Origin of the sequence: Allobosea sp. MMO-172 (assembly GCF_037147855.1) — a bacterium.
GTDB lineage: Bacteria > Pseudomonadota > Alphaproteobacteria > Rhizobiales > Beijerinckiaceae > Allobosea.
Genome location: NZ_JBBCUM010000014.1, coordinates 150,019 through 165,065 on the forward strand (window position 1 = coordinate 150,019; position 15,047 = coordinate 165,065).

Sequence of the window (15,047 nt, forward strand, 5' to 3'; positions counted from 1 at the left end):
CTCAGGCCCGCTCTTCCGCTCGGATTCCCCATCATGCCGGTGACTTACGACCTCGACGGCCAGAAGCGCGTCTACGCGACCTGGGCCAAGTTCTACGACCGGATCTACCAGAACATGCTGGCGCGCCCGCAGCGCGAGGCGGTGGAAGCAGCCTGCGCCTGCGGCCCGGACATCCTCGAGATCGGCGTCGGCACCGGTCTCACCCTGCCCTATTTCACGCCGAGCTCGAGGGTGCTGGGCGCCGATCTCTCGCTCGACATGCTCAGGGTCGCCCATCGCAAGGTGGTGAACCAGAAGCTCGACCATGTCCGTGGCCTGATGGTGATGGATGCCTGCCGGCTGGGCTTCGGCGACGAGCGTTTCGATGCCGTCACCGCGCAATTCGTGATCACGCTCGTGCCGAATCCCGAGCAGGCTCTGGCCGAGATGGACCGCGTGCTGAAGCCGGGCGGCGAGATCATCATCTCCAGCCGCCTCGTCGACGATGGCGGCATGCTGGCGCCGTTCTGGAGCGCGGTCGCACCGCTCTCGAAGGCTGTCGGCTGGAGCTCCGACTTCAAGGTCAGCCGCCTGACCGACTGGGCGAAGGCGACGGGCCGCTATGAGACCGTCCATGTCGGGCGCGGCTATTTCAAGGTCGTCCGGCTGCGCAAGCGCGCCTCTGTTGACAAGAGCTGAGCGCAAGGCTTGACGAGGCCGGGTCGCGGCGCCTATATCGCGCCTCGACGACGAGCCGGCTTGCCGGCTTCGACCCTGTGGCGGGGTAGCTCAGCTGGTTAGAGCAGCGGAATCATAATCCGCGTGTCGGGGGTTCAAGTCCCTCTCCCGCTACCACTTCTTTTCTTGAACCTCCGATCGCGTTCAAGACTCTGAAATCAATCGAATTTTGGAAAGCGTCCCGCGCCTGCGGATTGTGAGATATCTCACGGGGATGTCTCACACCGATTCCTCTCGTTTCCGAGGCTTCGCGTGCCCGCTCGTCCCACCTCTCCCGCCGTGAAGGCGGCCGCTATTATCTCCAAATGCGACTGCGGACGTTCAGTCCCCGCTTACCCAGTCGCTTAGTCCGATTTTCATTGGGAACCAGCGACTATGCGCTTGCCCGCCACCTTCTGGCGGATCGGATGACATGGCTTATACCCTTGCAGACGTCGCAGAGCGATCAACAGCGCTATCAGCCGTCTGCTCGCGGACTGCTGGAATTTCCTGATCTTGCTGTTGACGGGCATGCGTCCCGGCGAGGTCGCGCCCCTCAAGATCACCGACATAAAGCAGACCGACGATTACGCCTATATCGACCAGCGCCCCTTCGATGCCAGCCGCGAGCGTGTGAGCCGGGCTGAGACGCGTCAACTCAAAACGAGCAACTCGGCCAGGATCGTGCCGCTGCACCCTCTTCTGATCGATCTGGGCCTGCTCGACCATCGTGATCACATGCAAGAAATCGGCGAACCGCGGCTGTTCCCCGACGTCGAGAACTACACCAAGAAGGATGGGCGCGAGCGGTGGAGCCAGGCCAACACCAAAAGCTGGCAATATCTGAAGAGCAAAGGCGTCATACCCGGCAGGACGTGACGCTCTATAGCACGCGCCACACCATGGCGGACATGATCGATCAGCTGAAATTGTCCGATCGAACCCGGAACCGGGTCCTCGGCCATGCCGGCACGGCTGGAGCCGGAGGCCGTTATGGCCGCAACAGCCTGCTGTCAGAAGCAGATCTCAGCCAGATTACCGGCATAACGAGCCCTTGATCGACGAGATGCGTGCCATTCTGATGGAGGCCAAAGCCAAAGCCGACATGGGAGAGCTACAGCTTCTAAGGCCGGAAGCACCACTGCCGCGAAAAGCGTCAGGCAAAAAATGCTTCACGCCAAGGTTGGGAGAGGGCTGACAGGCGCTAACGCCTAGCAGCGCTTCGCCAACACGCTCGCGCCGCACAATCACGTGGGATGTTTCGGGCCGCTATTTCGAACCGCTTCCGAACGCCCTGAACTAGGCCATGACTGAGAACCGACCAGTTCGGACGGCGACCCTACCTGCGAGAGCAGAATCTCTCGCAGGTAGACCGCGTGTTGGGTGGCATGAAGCCGATCAGGACCGGGGAAGTGCTTCGACGTACCCTTTCCCAGCGACTTGTAGCTGACCAGGCGGGTCTGGGTGGCGGGATCCGTCACCCATTCGTGGATGATGACTTCAGCGATCCGGATGAGGCGGTCGGCGTCATCTGATTTCGGCCGGAAGAAGAAGAAGAACTCTTTGGCCTCGCTCCAGCGGACGCTGTCGCCGAAGCGATAGGCGATCCGGCGCGCAAATTCAGCCGGCGTGCGGCCGATCTGTGCGCAATGCACACTGGCGTCCTTCGTTTGATCACGATCTCCTTGTTCATCGAATGGCCCGGCCAGCCGCAGGCCGGGCCACCGGCCTTCATGCGTCAGAACATGTGGAAAGGCGGCTTGGCATCATCGGGCAACAGCGCCTTATAGGGCGTCCGGATGAGGCGCTCCTGGAAATCGGCCTTGGCCTGTTCCAGCAAACCCGGTTCGGCGAGCACGTCCACGGCGACACCTGCCATGACCTTCGCGACGTGAACCATGCCCTTGTGAGCCAGCGGCGACTGCCCATGGGCCGTCAACTGCCAGGAGTGGCCTGGCGTGCCGATCGTATAGGTCGCGCCGCGCGCCTGGACCGTCGGCACCGCCCAGGAGACGTCGCCGACATCGGTCGAACCCATCATCCGCGGCCCCGGCACCTCCTTGGGCGCGATCGCATTGCACAGAGGGAAATCCGTCATCGGCAATCCCGAGCGGCGGAAGGCGCTTTCGACATGCGCGGGCGTCACCGTCTTCTGCATCTGCCTGGCGAAGGCCACGTCTTCCGCATCGAAAGGCGGCGGGCCAAGTCGGTCGAAATTACGCTGCATTGCATCTTCCAGCGGCGTGTTGGCCAGCAAGCTGCTCATTGCGCTGACGACCTCATTGGTGACGGTGGTTTCCGTCATCAGCGCCGCGCCTTCGGCGATCTTCCGGACGCGGGCGAGGAGTTCATGGACCTGGGAGACCATCGTCGCGCGCACGACGTAGCGTAGCTTGGCCTTGGCCTGCACGACATTCGGCGCGATGCCGCCTGCATCCAGATAGGCATAGTGGATGCGGGCATCGCTCGGTATGTGCTCGCGCATGTAGTTGACGCCGACATTCATCAGCTCGGCGGCATCGAGTGCCGAACGGCCGAGATGCGGCGCGGCAGCGGCATGGCTGGCGCGGCCGGAGAACTCGAAGTCGATCGTCGTGTTGGCAAGGGATATGGCTGCCGTCACCGCCGCGAAATCGGCCGGATGCCAGGAGATCGCGATGTCGACATCCTTGAAGGCGCCTTCCTTGACCATGAACGCCTTGCCCGCTCCGCCTTCCTCGGCCGGGCAGCCATAATATCGGACGCGGCCCTTGAGCCCACGCTCCGCGAGGAAATCCTTCACCGCCGCTGCCGCCAGCATGGCACCGGCCCCGAGCAGGTTATGGCCGCAGCCATGGCCTGCCGGCTGGTTTGGAAGTGGCTGGTGCTCGGAAATCCCAGGGGCTTGCGATAGCTCCGGCAGCGCATCGTATTCGCCAAGTATGGCGATCACCGGGCCGTCTTCTCCCGCCTCGCCCATGACCGCCGTCGGCAAGCCGGCAATGCCCGTCTCCACGCGAAATCCCTCGCGCCGAAGCTGCTCGGCATGAGCTGCAGCTGACTTGACCTCCCGGTAGTTGAGCTCGGGCATTTCAAAGACGCGGTCGCTCAACTCGATATAGTCAGCTTGCTTGGAATCGACGATCGTCCAAATCTTATCGGTATTCTGCACAGCCATCTCCCGAGGTGGCATCCGCGCCATAGAGGCCGCCGAAGGTCGCGGGCGCCACGATCGCCAGGTGTCGGCAGCCCCAGCGTCGAGAGGCTACTACACGGCGGGCGGCAGAACGGCTGAATTTTGGCCCGAAGATTCGGCGATTATTGCAGATTGAGTTTTGCTGACGCGCTCCGAGACACACGATGTTTGCCTTTGTGCGCTCCCGCTTCGCTGCGCCCTTCAGCGCCATGTTGAGGAACCGGGCACTGCGGATCGCTGCGTAGCAACGAGCTGCACTGGCGCAATCTGCAAGCCGCTTAAAATCTTACAAAAGGCTTGTGAAATCTCAGGAAGCGAGCCAAGCTTCGGATCATGCTCGATGCAAGCTCCCCTTTCCTTCCTGCTCCTCATGCCGAGGCGCTGCTCGATGTCGCCAGCCGCCGGCTGCGCACGGCTGTCGTCTCCTGCGAGCTCACGCCCGGTGACTTCGTCCATGAGGCGGCCCTCGCCGAGCGCTTCGGGCTGGGCCGCGCCAGCGTTCGTGTCGCGCTGACCGAGTTGGCAGCGGGTCGCTTTGTCAGCCGGCATGCCCGGCAGGGCTGGCGGATTGCGCCGATCGACGGTGCGCTGATCGGAGCGGTGATCGACGGGCGTCGCCGGCTCGAGCCTACCTTGGCAGCGCACAGGCTGGCAGAGCCCGCGCTCTCCACGGCAACTGCGCTGCTCGGGATGATCCGGTCGGTATCGGGGCGGACCGAACTCGCAGCGCTTGCTACGGCCCGCGCCGCCGAGCGCCAACTGCGCAACCTGCTTGCTGCCGGCGCGGGCGTCTTCGCCAGCGATTGGCTCGGCGAGATCTGGGATCATTCGGACCGGATCGTGCGGATGCTCGACCTCAGCGGCCACGCCATCCCCTCTGCGGATCTCGGCGAGCTGGTCGCCGCGCTCGGCGCGGGCGACGGCGATCTCGCCAGGCGAGCGGTCGAACGCGACCAAAAGCACTTCGCCGACGCGATCGCCCACGGCTTTCTGGCGATGTCGGCGCAGCCCGCTCGCCCGCAAGCGCGTTCCGCCCGCCGAGGCCGCGCCACCCAGTCGCCGCTTGTCACAGCCGATCGGCCGATCCCCCCGTCGAAGGAGAAGCAGTCATGACCGTTGCCTGGCGAAACTATCCTCTCGCCGCGGCCTGTGCCGCGATCTTCGCTTTGGGGAGCGTCGCTCCCGCTCAAGCCTCCAAAGAGCGCTTCGTGGTCGACCTCGTCAACGAGCCTTCCTCGCTGGACCCGCAGGTTCAATGGAACCCCGATAGCTACTACGTCTACCGAAACATCTTCGACAATCTCGTCACCCGCGACGACAAGGGCGAGATCGTCCCGCAGGTGGCGACCTCCTGGAAATACCTGTCCGACAACGAGATCGAGTTCGAGCTTCGGTCCGACATCGCTTTCCATGACGGCTCGAAGCTGACCGCGGACGATGTCGTCTTCAGCGTCAAGCGCATAACCGATCCCAAGTTCGGCAGCCCCCAACTCGGCCAGTTCGACAAGATCACTGATGCCGCCGCACTCTCGCCGACACGGGTCAAGCTGACGACCAACGGCCCCTATCCCGCCTTGCTGGCGCAGCTCGTCAAGCTCTCGATCGTGCCCAAGGCCGTCGTCGAGGCGGTGGGCAAGGACGCCTTCAACCTGAAGCCGGTCGGCAGCGGGCCGTACAAGTTCGAGGGCTGGCAGCGCGGCGTTGCAGTGACGCTCTCGCGCAACGATGCCTATTGGGGCACGAAGGGGCCGTTTCCGAGCGTGATCTTCCGGGCCGTGCCTGACAGCGCCACCCGTCTTGCCAATCTCCAGGCGGGCACCAGCGATCTCGGCGTCACGCTCGACAGCGACCAGGCGGCGCAGCTCAAGACTGCGGCGAAGGCCAAACCGCTGACAGGCCTGACCGAGCGTGTCGCCTATCTGCGCCTGAACACGACCAAGGCGCCTTTCGACAACGTCAAGGTGCGCCAGGCCGCCGCTCTCGCCATCGACAAGGAGGGGCTGGTCGATGGGTTGCTCGGCGGCTTCGACAAGCCTGTGGGACAGTTGCTGACGCCGGCGATCTTCGGCTGGATCGACGGTCTGTCCGGCCCGAAACACGACCTCGCCAAGGCGAAGGCCCTGGTCGCCGAAGCCGGCCCTGCGGCGAAGGCCGAAATCGAGCTTTCGACGGCACCCGTCTTTGACCAGCGCATCGTCCAGGCCGTGCAGCAGCAGCTCGGCGATGCCGGGCTCAACGTCAAGATCGCGATGTCGGATATGGCGAGCTATCTGAAGCGTGCGCAGGCCGGGCCGGAAGGCACCTCGACGCTCAGCTTCGGGCGCTGGTCCTGCGCCTGCCAGGATGCTGACGGCGTGCTCTTTCCGCTGCTGCACAAGAGCAGCGGCTGGTCGGCCTACCGCAATCCCAAGACGGACGCCCTGCTGGAAGAGGCCCGCCAGACCCTCGACAAGGACAAGCGCCTCGCCGCTTACAAGCAGGTCCATGAGATCGTGGCCGCCGAGGCGCCGGTGATCCCGCTCTATCAGGCGGTCGTGATCTATGGCGCGACCAAGAACCTGAATTTCACGCCGACGCCGAACGAAAGCATGTTCCTGAACCGGATGAGCTGGAACGACTGAGCCGTAACGGCCGCCAGCAGCCCTGCAAGCCCAAGGCGCCGGGAGGAGACCGGGCGCTGCCAACCAAAAAGGGGAATGACTGATGACGCGAACACGCCGAATGCTCGCAAGCGCGCTGCTCGCCGCTTCCCTGTCGCTACCGGGGGGCGCGGCCTTCGCCGCCAAGGAACGCCTGACGATCGACCTCGTCGGCGAACCGAACTCGCTCGACCCGCATGTCCAGTGGAACCCGGACAGTTACTACGTCTACCGCAACATCTTCGACAATCTCGTTACACGCGACGACAGGGGGGTGATCGCTCCGCAGGTCGCAACTTCGTGGAAGCAACTTTCCGACACGAAGATCCAGTTCCAGCTGCGCGACGACATCACCTTCCATGACGGCTCTAAGCTGACCGCCGACGACGTCGTCTTCAGCGTCAAGCGCATCACCGATCCGAAGTTCGCCAGCCCGCAACTCGGCCAGTTCGACAAGATCATCGACGCCGTCGCAGACGATGCCAAAACGGTGACGCTGACCACGCAGGGTGCCTATCCGGCCCTGCTCGCGCAGCTCGTCAAGCTCTCGGTCGTACCGAAGAAGGTCGTCGAGGCCGTAGGCAAGGATGCCTTCAATCTGGCGCCGGTCGGCAGCGGCCCCTACAAGTTCGGCGCGTGGCAGCGCGGCGTGTCCGTGACGCTCAACCGCAACGACGCCTATTGGGGCACCAAGGCAGCGTTCCCGAGCGTCGTCTTCCGCGCGATTCCCGATGCCGCGACGCGCGTCGCCAATCTGATGGCCGGCGCCTCGGACCTCGCCGCCAATCTCGATGGCGATCTCGCCGCCCAGCTCAAGACCTCGCAGCGCGCCAAGCCCGTGCCGGTGCTGACCGAGCGCGTCGCCTATCTCGCGATGAACGTTCAGAAGGAGCCGCTGAACGATCCGCGCGTCCGCCGCGCCATCGCCCAGGCGATCGACAAGCAAGCCATCACCGACGGCGTGCTCGGCGGCACCGAGAAGCCGCTGGCCCAGATGCTCTCGCCTGCGCATGAGGGCTTCGTCGAGGGGATCAAGGATCTGCCCTTCGATCTCGCCAAGGCCAAGGCGGAGCTTGCGGCGGTCGGCCCCAAGGCCAAGCAGGAGATCGCCCTGGTCACCGCGCCGGTCTACGACCAGCGCGTCGTTCAGGCCCTGCAGCAGATGCTGGTCGATGCCGGCCTCAGCGTGAAGATCGAGATGACCGACATGGGCTCCTGGCTCAAGCGCATGCAGAGTGGCCCCGATTCCATCCCCGTGATGGCGTTCAGCCGCTGGTCCTGCGGCTGCCAGGACGCGGACGGCGTGCTGTTCCCGATTCTGCACAGCGCCAGCGGCTGGGCCAACGCCAAGGATAAGACGATCGAGGAAGCGCTTGAAACCGGGCGCCAGACACTCGATCCGGCCAAGCGTCTCGCCGCATACAAGACCGTGCACGAACGCATCGCCAGCGAGTACTTCGTGATCCCGCTCTATCAGGCGGCACAGATGTACGGCACGTCCAAGAACCTCGTTTGGACCCCCACGCCCAATGAAAGCATCTTCGTCAACCGTATGAGCTGGAAGGACTGACGCGGCGTGGTCGGCTTCCTCCTCCAGCGCGCCGGGCAGGCGTTCGTCACGATCTTCGGCGTGGCGACGCTGATCTTCTTCGTCCAGCGGCTGACGGGGGATCCGACCTATCTCCTCGTGCCGGAAACCGCTACGCAAGCCGATATCGAAGCCCTGCGCCACGCGCTGGGCTTCGACCGGCCGCTGATCGTCCAGTATCTCGGCTTCCTTGCCGATCTCGCCCGTTTCGATCTCGGCCAGTCTGTGGTGCAGCGCGTGCCGGTGATCGACATCATCGCCTCGCGCCTGCCCTACACGCTGATGCTCGCGGGCGGGGCGCTGACGGTCGCCTGCGGCATCGGCATACCCATCGGAATCCTGCTCGCATTGTTCCGCGACAGCGCCGCGGCAAAGGCGGCCGCCGGCTTCGTGCTCGCGGCCCAGAGCATGCCGACCTTCTGGAGCGGCATCCTTCTGATCCTGCTCTTTGCCGTGACCCTCGGCTGGCTGCCGCCGTCTTCGACGGGCGGCTTCTCGCACCTGATCATGCCGTCCATTGCGCTCGGCCTGCTTTCGATGGCGACCTTCGCCCGGATCACGCGGGCGGCGCTGATCGAGGAGTTCACGCGCGACTATGTCCGCACGGCCCGCGCAAGAGGTGTCGGTCCGGTGCGCATTCTGCTGCGGCATGTCGCGAAGAACGCGGCGATTCCCATCATCACCGTCGCCGCGCTCGAAATCTCGAACCTGCTGGCCGGCGCGGTCATCGTCGAGACGGTGTTTGCCTGGCCCGGCCTCGGCCAGGTTACGGTTCAGGCCATCCTCGCACGCGACTTCCTGGTCGTGCAGGGCGTCGTCATGCTGGGGGCCCTGGTCACGATCGGGCTCAATCTGCTCTCGGATTTCCTCTACAGCGTCGTCGACCCGCGCATCGCATTGGGGGGCGGACGATGAGCGCTCCGGCTGTTTCGCCGTCCCGCCGGCGCTTCCCACTGAAACGCTGGTGGCCGATCGCCATTCTCGCGGTCTTCGTCCTGACGGCGATCTGCGCGCCCCTGCTGGCTCCCTATGATCCGAATGCCCAGAACCTCGTCGGGCGGCTGAAGCCACCGGGCACGGTTTCGCGCAGCTTCTACTACTGGCTCGGCTCTGACGAACTCGGCCGCGATCTCCTCAGCCGGATCATCTACGGCACGCGCGTCTCGCTGCTCGTCGCCGTGCTCTCCGTCCTGCTCTCCGGAGCGTTCGGAACCGCGCTCGGGCTGATCGCCGGCTATCGGCGCGGTTGGGTCGAGATTGCGGTGATGCGCATCGCCGACGTGTTCCTGTCCATCCCGGCGGTGCTTCTCGCCATCATCACCGTCGCGGTGCTGGGGCCCAGCCTGGTCAATGTCGTCCTCGTGCTCGCCCTCACGCGCTGGCCGCGCTATGCCCGCGTCGCACATGCGCAAACATTGGCGACGGCCGGCATGGCCTATGTCGAGAACGCGGTGCTCTCGGGCGCCGGCAATGCGCGAATTCTCTTCCTGCACATCCTGCCCAACATCGCGGGCACGCTTATCGTCGTTGCGACCCTGGAGTTCGGCCTGATGGTCCTGTTCGAGGCTGGGCTCTCCTTCCTCGGCCTCGGCGTTCAGCCGCCGACCGCGAGCTGGGGCTCGATGCTCTCCACCGGCCGCAATTACGTCGCTACCGCCTGGTGGGTCGCGACGCTGCCCGGACTTTGCCTGTTCGCGCTGGTGCTCACCGTCAACCTGACTGGCGATGCCGTGCGCGATCGCCTTGACCCCCATTTTCGCTAAGGATCGCACCATGTTCGACGACATCAAGGGCAAGCGCGCGCTCGTCACCGGGGCTTGCGGCGTGATCGGGAAATGGATCACCGAGACGCTGCACGAGGCCGGCGCCACGCTGGCGCTCACCGACGCCAAGGAAGGCGAGCTCGAAGCCTTCGCCAGGACGCTGGACCTCGGCGGCGATAGCTTCGTCAAGGCCGCCGATCTCACCGACGAGGCTTCGATCAAGGCGCTGACGGAAGAAATCGGCAAGCGCTGGGGCGCCGCCGACATCCTCGTCAACAATGCCGGAATCTATCCCAGCGCCTTCCTGCTCGACACGTCCACGGAGGAGTTCGACCGCATCTTCTCGATCAACCTGCGCGCGCCTTTCATCCTGAACCGGGAGCTGGCGACGCAGATGGTTCGCAAGGGCGTCAAGGGCTCGATCATCAACATCTCCTCGGGTGCCTCGCGCAAGATGCGACGGACTGCTGCCGTCTACTCCACCTCGAAGACGGCGCTCGACCGCCTGACCAAGGGCTTTGGCGTGGAGTTGGCCGAATACGGTATCCGCGTGAACGCGCTCGAGCCCGGCTTCGCGGCCGGCAGCACGGTCAGCAGCCTGACGCAGGCGCATATCCAGAGCACGATCTCACAGATTCCGCTGGGGCGGCCGTCTTCACGCGCGGATGTCGGTAATGCGTTGCTTTACCTCGCCAGCGACGCGTCATCCTATGTCACTGGCGCGACGCTGACGGTTGATGGCGGCAACTCGATCGGCTCTCTCGTGGTCCATCAGGACAAGAAGAGCGCGCTGTAAGAGGACTGCCATGAACCAGGTCATGCCTCCGCTCGCGCCGGCACGTTTTCCCGTCTCCGCCTATGAATGGCCGCAGGGCAAGAGCGGCGCCTTCTGCTTCAGCGTCGATGTCGATGCCGAGAGTCCCTATCAATGGAGCCTCGCGACTGACGCCCCGCAGACGCTCGGCCAGATCGAGCAGCGTCTGTTCGGGCCGCGTATCGGGATCTGGCGGATCCTCGACCTGCTCGACCGCTACGGCATCAAGGCGACGATGTTCGTGCCGGGGCTCGTTGCCAGGAACCATCCGGAGCTGCTGCCGGCCTTCGTCGCGCGCGGTCATGAGGTTGGATTGCACGGCTATTTCCACGAGCTCGCCACCGAAGCAGGCCCGGAGGAATTCGCCCGCGCGCTCGACGAATCGCTGGCGCTGTTCAAGAGTCAGGCTGGCATCGTGCCCAAAGGCTTCCGCTCGCCGGCCTGGGAGATGACGCCGTTCATGCTGGCCGAGGTCAAGCGTCGGGGCCTCTACGATTCCTCGCTGATGGGTTTCGACCACCCCTACACGATCGACGGCGTCACGCAGGTACCGGTGCTCTGGGCCGTCGACGACGCGATCTATTTCCGCTTTACCGGCAGCCCGACCGATCGCGCACCGCCGTCGCCGCAAGGCGGCATCCTCGAAGCCTGGCTCGACGAATGGCACGTGCTCCACCGCGAAGGCCGCATGATGATGCTGACGATCCATGACTGGATTTCCGGAAGGGCCGGCCGTGTCCGCATGCTGGAAAAGCTGCTCGACGTGATCACGACCTCGCCGGGAACCTGGATCGCGACCGTCGGCGAACTCGCGGCGCATCATGCCGCCAGCGACAATGCCGCGCGCTTCAGTGTGTCGATGCGACTGCCGGAAGCGAGCGCCCCCCATCGCTTCAAGGCGCCGCGCTGATGCAGACCTTCAGCATCCGGAGGCCGGCCGTGCATTCGGCGCATGGTCTCGTTGCCGCCCAGAATAGTCATGCGGCGCAGGCCGGGGCGGATGTTCTCTCGCGCGGCGGCAACGCCATGGACGCGGCTGTCGTGGCCGCGCTGGTGCTGAGCACCGTCGAGCCCTGGCTCTCGGGTATCGGCGGCGGCGGTTTCCTCGTCCATGCCGACGGCCGGACCGGCGCGACCGAGACGCTCGACTTCAACGTGCGCTCCGCCGCGGGGCTCGACCCGGCGGATTATCCGCTGGCCGATGCGCAGGCCGGCAACTGGTTCAGCTGGCCCTCGGTGGTCGGGGACCGCAACGTCTCCGGCTATGGCGCGATCTGCGTGCCCGGCGCGATCGCAGGCCTCGCCGCCGCGCTGGAACGCCATGGCTCGATCTCCTGGGAAGAAGCGCTGCAGCCCGCGATCGAGCATGCCGAACGCGGCCTGGAAATCGACTGGTTCGCCGCGCTCTGCATTGCGATCGAGGCCCCGGGCCTTGCGCGCGATCCGACGCTGTCGGCGATCTTGCTTGATGACGGCCATGGCCCGAAGGCCGGCGCCGACACACAGCGCTTCAAGCCGATGACGCTCAAGGCCAAGCTGCTGAGGCGGCTCGCCAAGGCGGGAGCGTGCGATTTTTATGAAGGCGAGAGCGCCACATCCATCGCCGCCGACCTTGAAGCAGGCGGTTCGCCGCTGCGCGCCCGTGATCTGGCCGCCTACGACGTGGTCTGGGCGCCGGCTCTGACCGGCCGCTATCGCGATTTCCACATCGCCGCGGTGCCGGGCCTCAGCGGTGGCCCGACCTTCTTCGACGCCGCGCAGCGCCTCGCCGACGGGCCGCTGTCACGCGAGACATCGGCAGCCCAGGCTGCCCTGCTCTACGCGACCGCCATCCGCGCAGCCTATGAAAAGCGGCTCAACACGCTCGGCCACGCCGCGACGCCGGAAGCCGGCTGCACCTCCCATGTCAGCGTGGTCGACCGCACTGGCACGATGGTCTCGCTCACCAACACGCTGCTTTCGCGCTTCGGCGCAAAAGTCGCGCTGCCGCAGAGCGGCATCATCATGAACAACGGCATGATGTGGTTCGATCCGCGCCCCGGCCAGCCCAACAGTATCGCGGCGGGCAGGAAGCCGCTCGCCAATATGTGCCCGCTCGTGCTCAGCCAGGGCGGCCGCCCCGTGCTTGCCATCGGCGCTGCCGGCGGGCGCACGATCTTCCCGACGGTTCTGCAGCTGATCTCGGGCCTAGCCGATTTCGGCCTGTCGCTCGAGGAGGCGTTTCACCGCCCGCGCATCGATGCCTCGACCCCGCGCATCAAGATCGACGCGCGCGCCGAGGCGGACGTCGCGGCGACCGTGGCGGGTGCGTTCCCGGTCGAGATCGTCGAGGACACGCTCTATCCCGTGAACTTCTCGATTCCCTCCGCCGTGATGGCCTCCAAGCGCGGCTTCATCGGGATGGCGCATCCGACCAGTCCGTGGGCTGCAGTGGTTGCGGCCGCGTCATAGTATCCCGGGCATTCTCCTTTGGGGTCCAAGGCCACTATTGACGTATCTTGCAAGCGTCAGCTTGCGAGGAGGAGCCGAGTTCCTGCTTTGCGTGCCAGGCTAGGATTGTCTCGGAGGGCTTCGGCCAGGACTGCAAAGAAGGCGTCGTCGTTGGTCTCAAGACGCCGACGATAGCACGGCGCAGGCGGAGAGGACGACGACAGCCATCGGCCTCGAAGCTGTCGGGGATCGCCGCCATCGTCTCGACGAGCGCTGTGTCGTCGATGCTGGTGGTCGGCTTGTCGGAACTGGTCGAGCGCGCGATCCCCATCAGCCGCCGACCCCACTCGGCCCTCTGCAACATCACGCCCGTCGAGCTCGCCCTCAAACCCATGCTGGAAAAGCAAGACGCCTGAGGCCGGAGATGATTGATCTGAGCCCTTAAAACTGGACCGCTTTGGGTTAGAGTTTTCCGCGTCGTTTCCCTTGGGCTGGGAGGAGCGGAAGACGATGAAGGATTCGAAGTTCTCGGACGCCCAGAAGGCGTTCATCCTGAAGCAGGGCGCGGACGGGATTCCGGTGGCGGAGATCTGCCGGCGGGCCGGAATCAGCCAGGCGACCTACTTCAACTGGAAGAAGAAGTACGAGGGGCTTCTGCCGGCCGAGATGCGCCGGCTGAAGCAGCTTGAGGACGAGAACGCGAAGCTGCGCAAGCTCGTCGCCGATCTCGCGCTGGACCGCGAGATGCTGCAGGACGTGATCCGCCGAAAGCTCTGAGGCCTGGTCGCAAGCGCGAGCTCGTCGGCGTGATGTGTGGCGAATGGCAGGTGTCGATCCGGCGGGCCTGTGCGGTCCTGGAGCTCGACACGTCGAGCTACCACTACAAATCGTGCCGGCCCGACCAGGCCCCCTTGGCTGCCCGGATCAAAGCAATCTGCGAGACCCGCATTCGCTATGGCTATCGTCGTGTCGACGTGCTGCTGCGGCACGAGGGCGAGGGCTGGCATGTCAATCAGAAGCGGATTCGAAGGATCTACAATGAGTTAGGCTTGCAGCTCAGGAACAAGACGCCCAAACGCCGGGTCAAGGCGAAGCTGCGCGAGGATCGCGCCCCGGCGACACGGCCGAACGATGTCTGGGCGATGGACTTCGTCCATGACCAGCTCGCCACGGGGCGCAAGATCCGGGTTCTGACGGTGGTCGACACCTTCTCGCGCTTCTCGCCGGCCGCCGATCCGCGCTTCAGCTACCGGGCCGAGGATGTCGTCGCCACGCTCGAAAGGGTCTGCGCGAAGCTGGGCTATCCGAAGACGATCGGGGTCGATCAGGGCTCCGAGTTCGTCAGCCGCGATCTCGATCTGTGGGCCTATGCCAAGGGCGTCACGCTCGACTTCTCGCGGCCGGGGAAGCCGACCGACAACGCTTTCATCGAGGCGTTCAACGGACGCTTCCGCAGCGAGTGCCTGAACACGCACTGGTTCATGACGCTTGCGGATGCGGCCGAAAAGATGGAGGCTTGGCTCAGATACTACAACGAGGATCGGCCGCACGGGGCCATCGGCAACAAGCCCCCGATCCTGCTGCAAAATCCCGGTGGCATGCCCAGCCCGCCGCCGTGATCGAAGGCCGGAAACTCCAGCCTCCGGCGGTCCAGCAAACGGTCTCGGATCAAAGAAACCCAGGACTCTCCCTCAGAACGGAGGAGAAAATGGGCTCAGGTCAGAAGCTCTCGCAGTAGCCATTCCCGCATGGCGAGCCCGGCGCGATGAATCGATCCAATTGCGATAGCAAGAGGATTGTCAGCGTAGGGTGATAAAGATTCAAATCCTCCCGTTACCGTTTTGCGCGAGCGACGATCTGCGTCGGGTTGACGAAGCGGAGCGCGATGACGAGCCAGATCAGGGTGGTGACCATGTAGATCACCGCCATGGCGTCGATCGAC

14 protein-coding genes, 1 tRNA gene and 1 pseudogene are annotated in these 15,047 nt (G+C 64.8%); 13 read left to right on the forward strand and 3 right to left on the reverse strand.

The window, feature by feature from the left end; all coding sequences use genetic code 11:
• Positions 1 to 33: 33 nt before the first annotated feature.
• The 3 genes from WFK61_RS20045 (at position 34) to WFK61_RS20055 (ending at position 1,575) form a co-directional block, all read left to right on the forward strand.
• Positions 34 to 678 (forward strand): class I SAM-dependent methyltransferase, encoded by a 645-nt coding sequence (locus WFK61_RS20045; protein ID WP_336813839.1) that lies wholly within the window; start codon positions 34 to 36, stop codon positions 676 to 678.
• Positions 679 to 757: 79 nt separating this feature from the next.
• Positions 758 to 834: transfer RNA gene (locus WFK61_RS20050), tRNA-Met, on the forward strand.
• A 378-nt stretch (positions 835 to 1,212) separates the two neighbouring features.
• Positions 1,213 to 1,575 (forward strand): site-specific integrase, encoded by a 363-nt coding sequence (locus WFK61_RS20055; protein WP_336813840.1) that lies wholly within the window; start codon positions 1,213 to 1,215, stop codon positions 1,573 to 1,575.
• A gap of 368 nt (positions 1,576 to 1,943) precedes the next feature.
• On the opposite strand, the gene WFK61_RS20060 is transcribed toward WFK61_RS20055, so the two are convergent.
• Positions 1,944 to 2,351, reverse strand: a complete 408-nt coding sequence (locus tag WFK61_RS20060; RefSeq protein WP_336813841.1) for a hypothetical protein — start codon at positions 2,349 to 2,351, stop codon at positions 1,944 to 1,946.
• Between the two features lie 83 nt (positions 2,352 to 2,434).
• Positions 2,435 to 3,847, reverse strand: a complete 1,413-nt coding sequence (locus WFK61_RS20065) for a M20 family metallopeptidase (RefSeq protein ID WP_336813842.1) — start codon at positions 3,845 to 3,847, stop codon at positions 2,435 to 2,437.
• Between the two features lie 357 nt (positions 3,848 to 4,204).
• On the opposite strand from WFK61_RS20065, the gene WFK61_RS20070 reads away from it, so the two are divergent.
• From WFK61_RS20070 to WFK61_RS20115, 10 genes are all read left to right on the forward strand, one after another.
• Entirely contained in the window at positions 4,205 to 4,984 is a 780-nt protein-coding gene (locus WFK61_RS20070) for a GntR family transcriptional regulator (RefSeq protein ID WP_336813843.1), read from the forward strand.
• On the forward strand, positions 4,981 to 6,492 hold the full coding sequence (locus WFK61_RS20075; protein WP_336813844.1) for an ABC transporter substrate-binding protein: 1,512 nt from the start codon (positions 4,981 to 4,983) through the stop codon (positions 6,490 to 6,492). Before WFK61_RS20070 ends, WFK61_RS20075 begins: the two co-directional genes overlap by 4 nt.
• Positions 6,493 to 6,574: 82 nt before the next feature.
• A complete protein-coding gene (locus tag WFK61_RS20080; protein WP_336813845.1) occupies positions 6,575 to 8,080 on the forward strand; it encodes an ABC transporter substrate-binding protein in 1,506 nt (501 codons plus the stop codon).
• Positions 8,081 to 8,086: 6 nt separating this feature from the next.
• A complete protein-coding gene (locus tag WFK61_RS20085; RefSeq protein WP_336813846.1) occupies positions 8,087 to 9,013 on the forward strand; it encodes an ABC transporter permease in 927 nt (308 codons plus the stop codon).
• Positions 9,010 to 9,861: an ABC transporter permease gene (locus tag WFK61_RS20090; RefSeq protein ID WP_336813847.1), complete on the forward strand. Its 852-nt coding sequence runs from the start codon at positions 9,010 to 9,012 to the stop codon at positions 9,859 to 9,861. The genes WFK61_RS20085 and WFK61_RS20090 overlap by 4 nt, the downstream gene beginning before the upstream one ends.
• A 10-nt stretch (positions 9,862 to 9,871) precedes the next feature.
• Complete coding sequence (locus WFK61_RS20095) at positions 9,872 to 10,657, forward strand: SDR family NAD(P)-dependent oxidoreductase (RefSeq protein WP_336813848.1); 786 nt, start codon at positions 9,872 to 9,874, stop codon at positions 10,655 to 10,657.
• A 10-nt stretch (positions 10,658 to 10,667) separates the two neighbouring features.
• Positions 10,668 to 11,585 carry a polysaccharide deacetylase family protein gene (locus WFK61_RS20100; protein WP_336813849.1) on the forward strand — a complete coding sequence of 306 codons (918 nt, stop codon included), beginning with the start codon at positions 10,668 to 10,670 and terminating at the stop codon, positions 11,583 to 11,585.
• Positions 11,585 to 13,126, forward strand: coding sequence for a gamma-glutamyltransferase (locus WFK61_RS20105; protein ID WP_336813850.1), 1,542 nt, complete (start codon positions 11,585 to 11,587; stop codon positions 13,124 to 13,126). The genes WFK61_RS20100 and WFK61_RS20105 overlap by 1 nt, the downstream gene beginning before the upstream one ends.
• A gap of 263 nt (positions 13,127 to 13,389) precedes the next feature.
• Positions 13,390 to 13,521, forward strand: a complete 132-nt coding sequence (locus WFK61_RS20110) for a hypothetical protein (protein ID WP_336813851.1) — start codon at positions 13,390 to 13,392, stop codon at positions 13,519 to 13,521.
• Positions 13,522 to 13,615: 94 nt separating this feature from the next.
• Positions 13,616 to 14,724 (forward strand): IS3 family transposase gene (locus tag WFK61_RS20115; RefSeq protein WP_336813852.1). Its coding sequence is split into 2 segments (ribosomal slippage): positions 13,616 to 13,877 and positions 13,877 to 14,724, totalling 1,110 coding nucleotides; the frame shifts between segments, so codons are not numbered across the junction.
• 214 nt (positions 14,725 to 14,938) lie between these two features.
• Here the strand turns inward: WFK61_RS20115 and WFK61_RS20120 are convergent.
• Positions 14,939 to 15,047 (reverse strand): annotated as a pseudogene (locus tag WFK61_RS20120) (ABC transporter permease); the annotation flags it as partial.

Excerpts from the sequence above, each read along its gene's own strand:
- WFK61_RS20045 (WP_336813839.1), top strand. The coding sequence starts at position 34 with ATGCCGGTGACTTACGACCTCGACGGCCAGAAGCGCGTCTACGCGACC.
- WFK61_RS20070 (WP_336813843.1), top strand. The coding sequence starts at position 4,205 with ATGCTCGATGCAAGCTCCCCTTTCCTTCCTGCTCCTCATGCCGAGGCG.
- WFK61_RS20075 (WP_336813844.1), top strand. The coding sequence starts at position 4,981 with ATGACCGTTGCCTGGCGAAACTATCCTCTCGCCGCGGCCTGTGCCGCG.
- WFK61_RS20080 (WP_336813845.1), top strand. The coding sequence starts at position 6,575 with ATGACGCGAACACGCCGAATGCTCGCAAGCGCGCTGCTCGCCGCTTCC.
- WFK61_RS20090 (WP_336813847.1), top strand. The coding sequence starts at position 9,010 with ATGAGCGCTCCGGCTGTTTCGCCGTCCCGCCGGCGCTTCCCACTGAAA.
- WFK61_RS20095 (WP_336813848.1), top strand. The coding sequence starts at position 9,872 with ATGTTCGACGACATCAAGGGCAAGCGCGCGCTCGTCACCGGGGCTTGC.
- WFK61_RS20100 (WP_336813849.1), top strand. The coding sequence starts at position 10,668 with ATGAACCAGGTCATGCCTCCGCTCGCGCCGGCACGTTTTCCCGTCTCC.
- WFK61_RS20105 (WP_336813850.1), top strand. The coding sequence starts at position 11,585 with ATGCAGACCTTCAGCATCCGGAGGCCGGCCGTGCATTCGGCGCATGGT.
- WFK61_RS20110 (WP_336813851.1), top strand. The coding sequence starts at position 13,390 with ATGCTGGTGGTCGGCTTGTCGGAACTGGTCGAGCGCGCGATCCCCATC.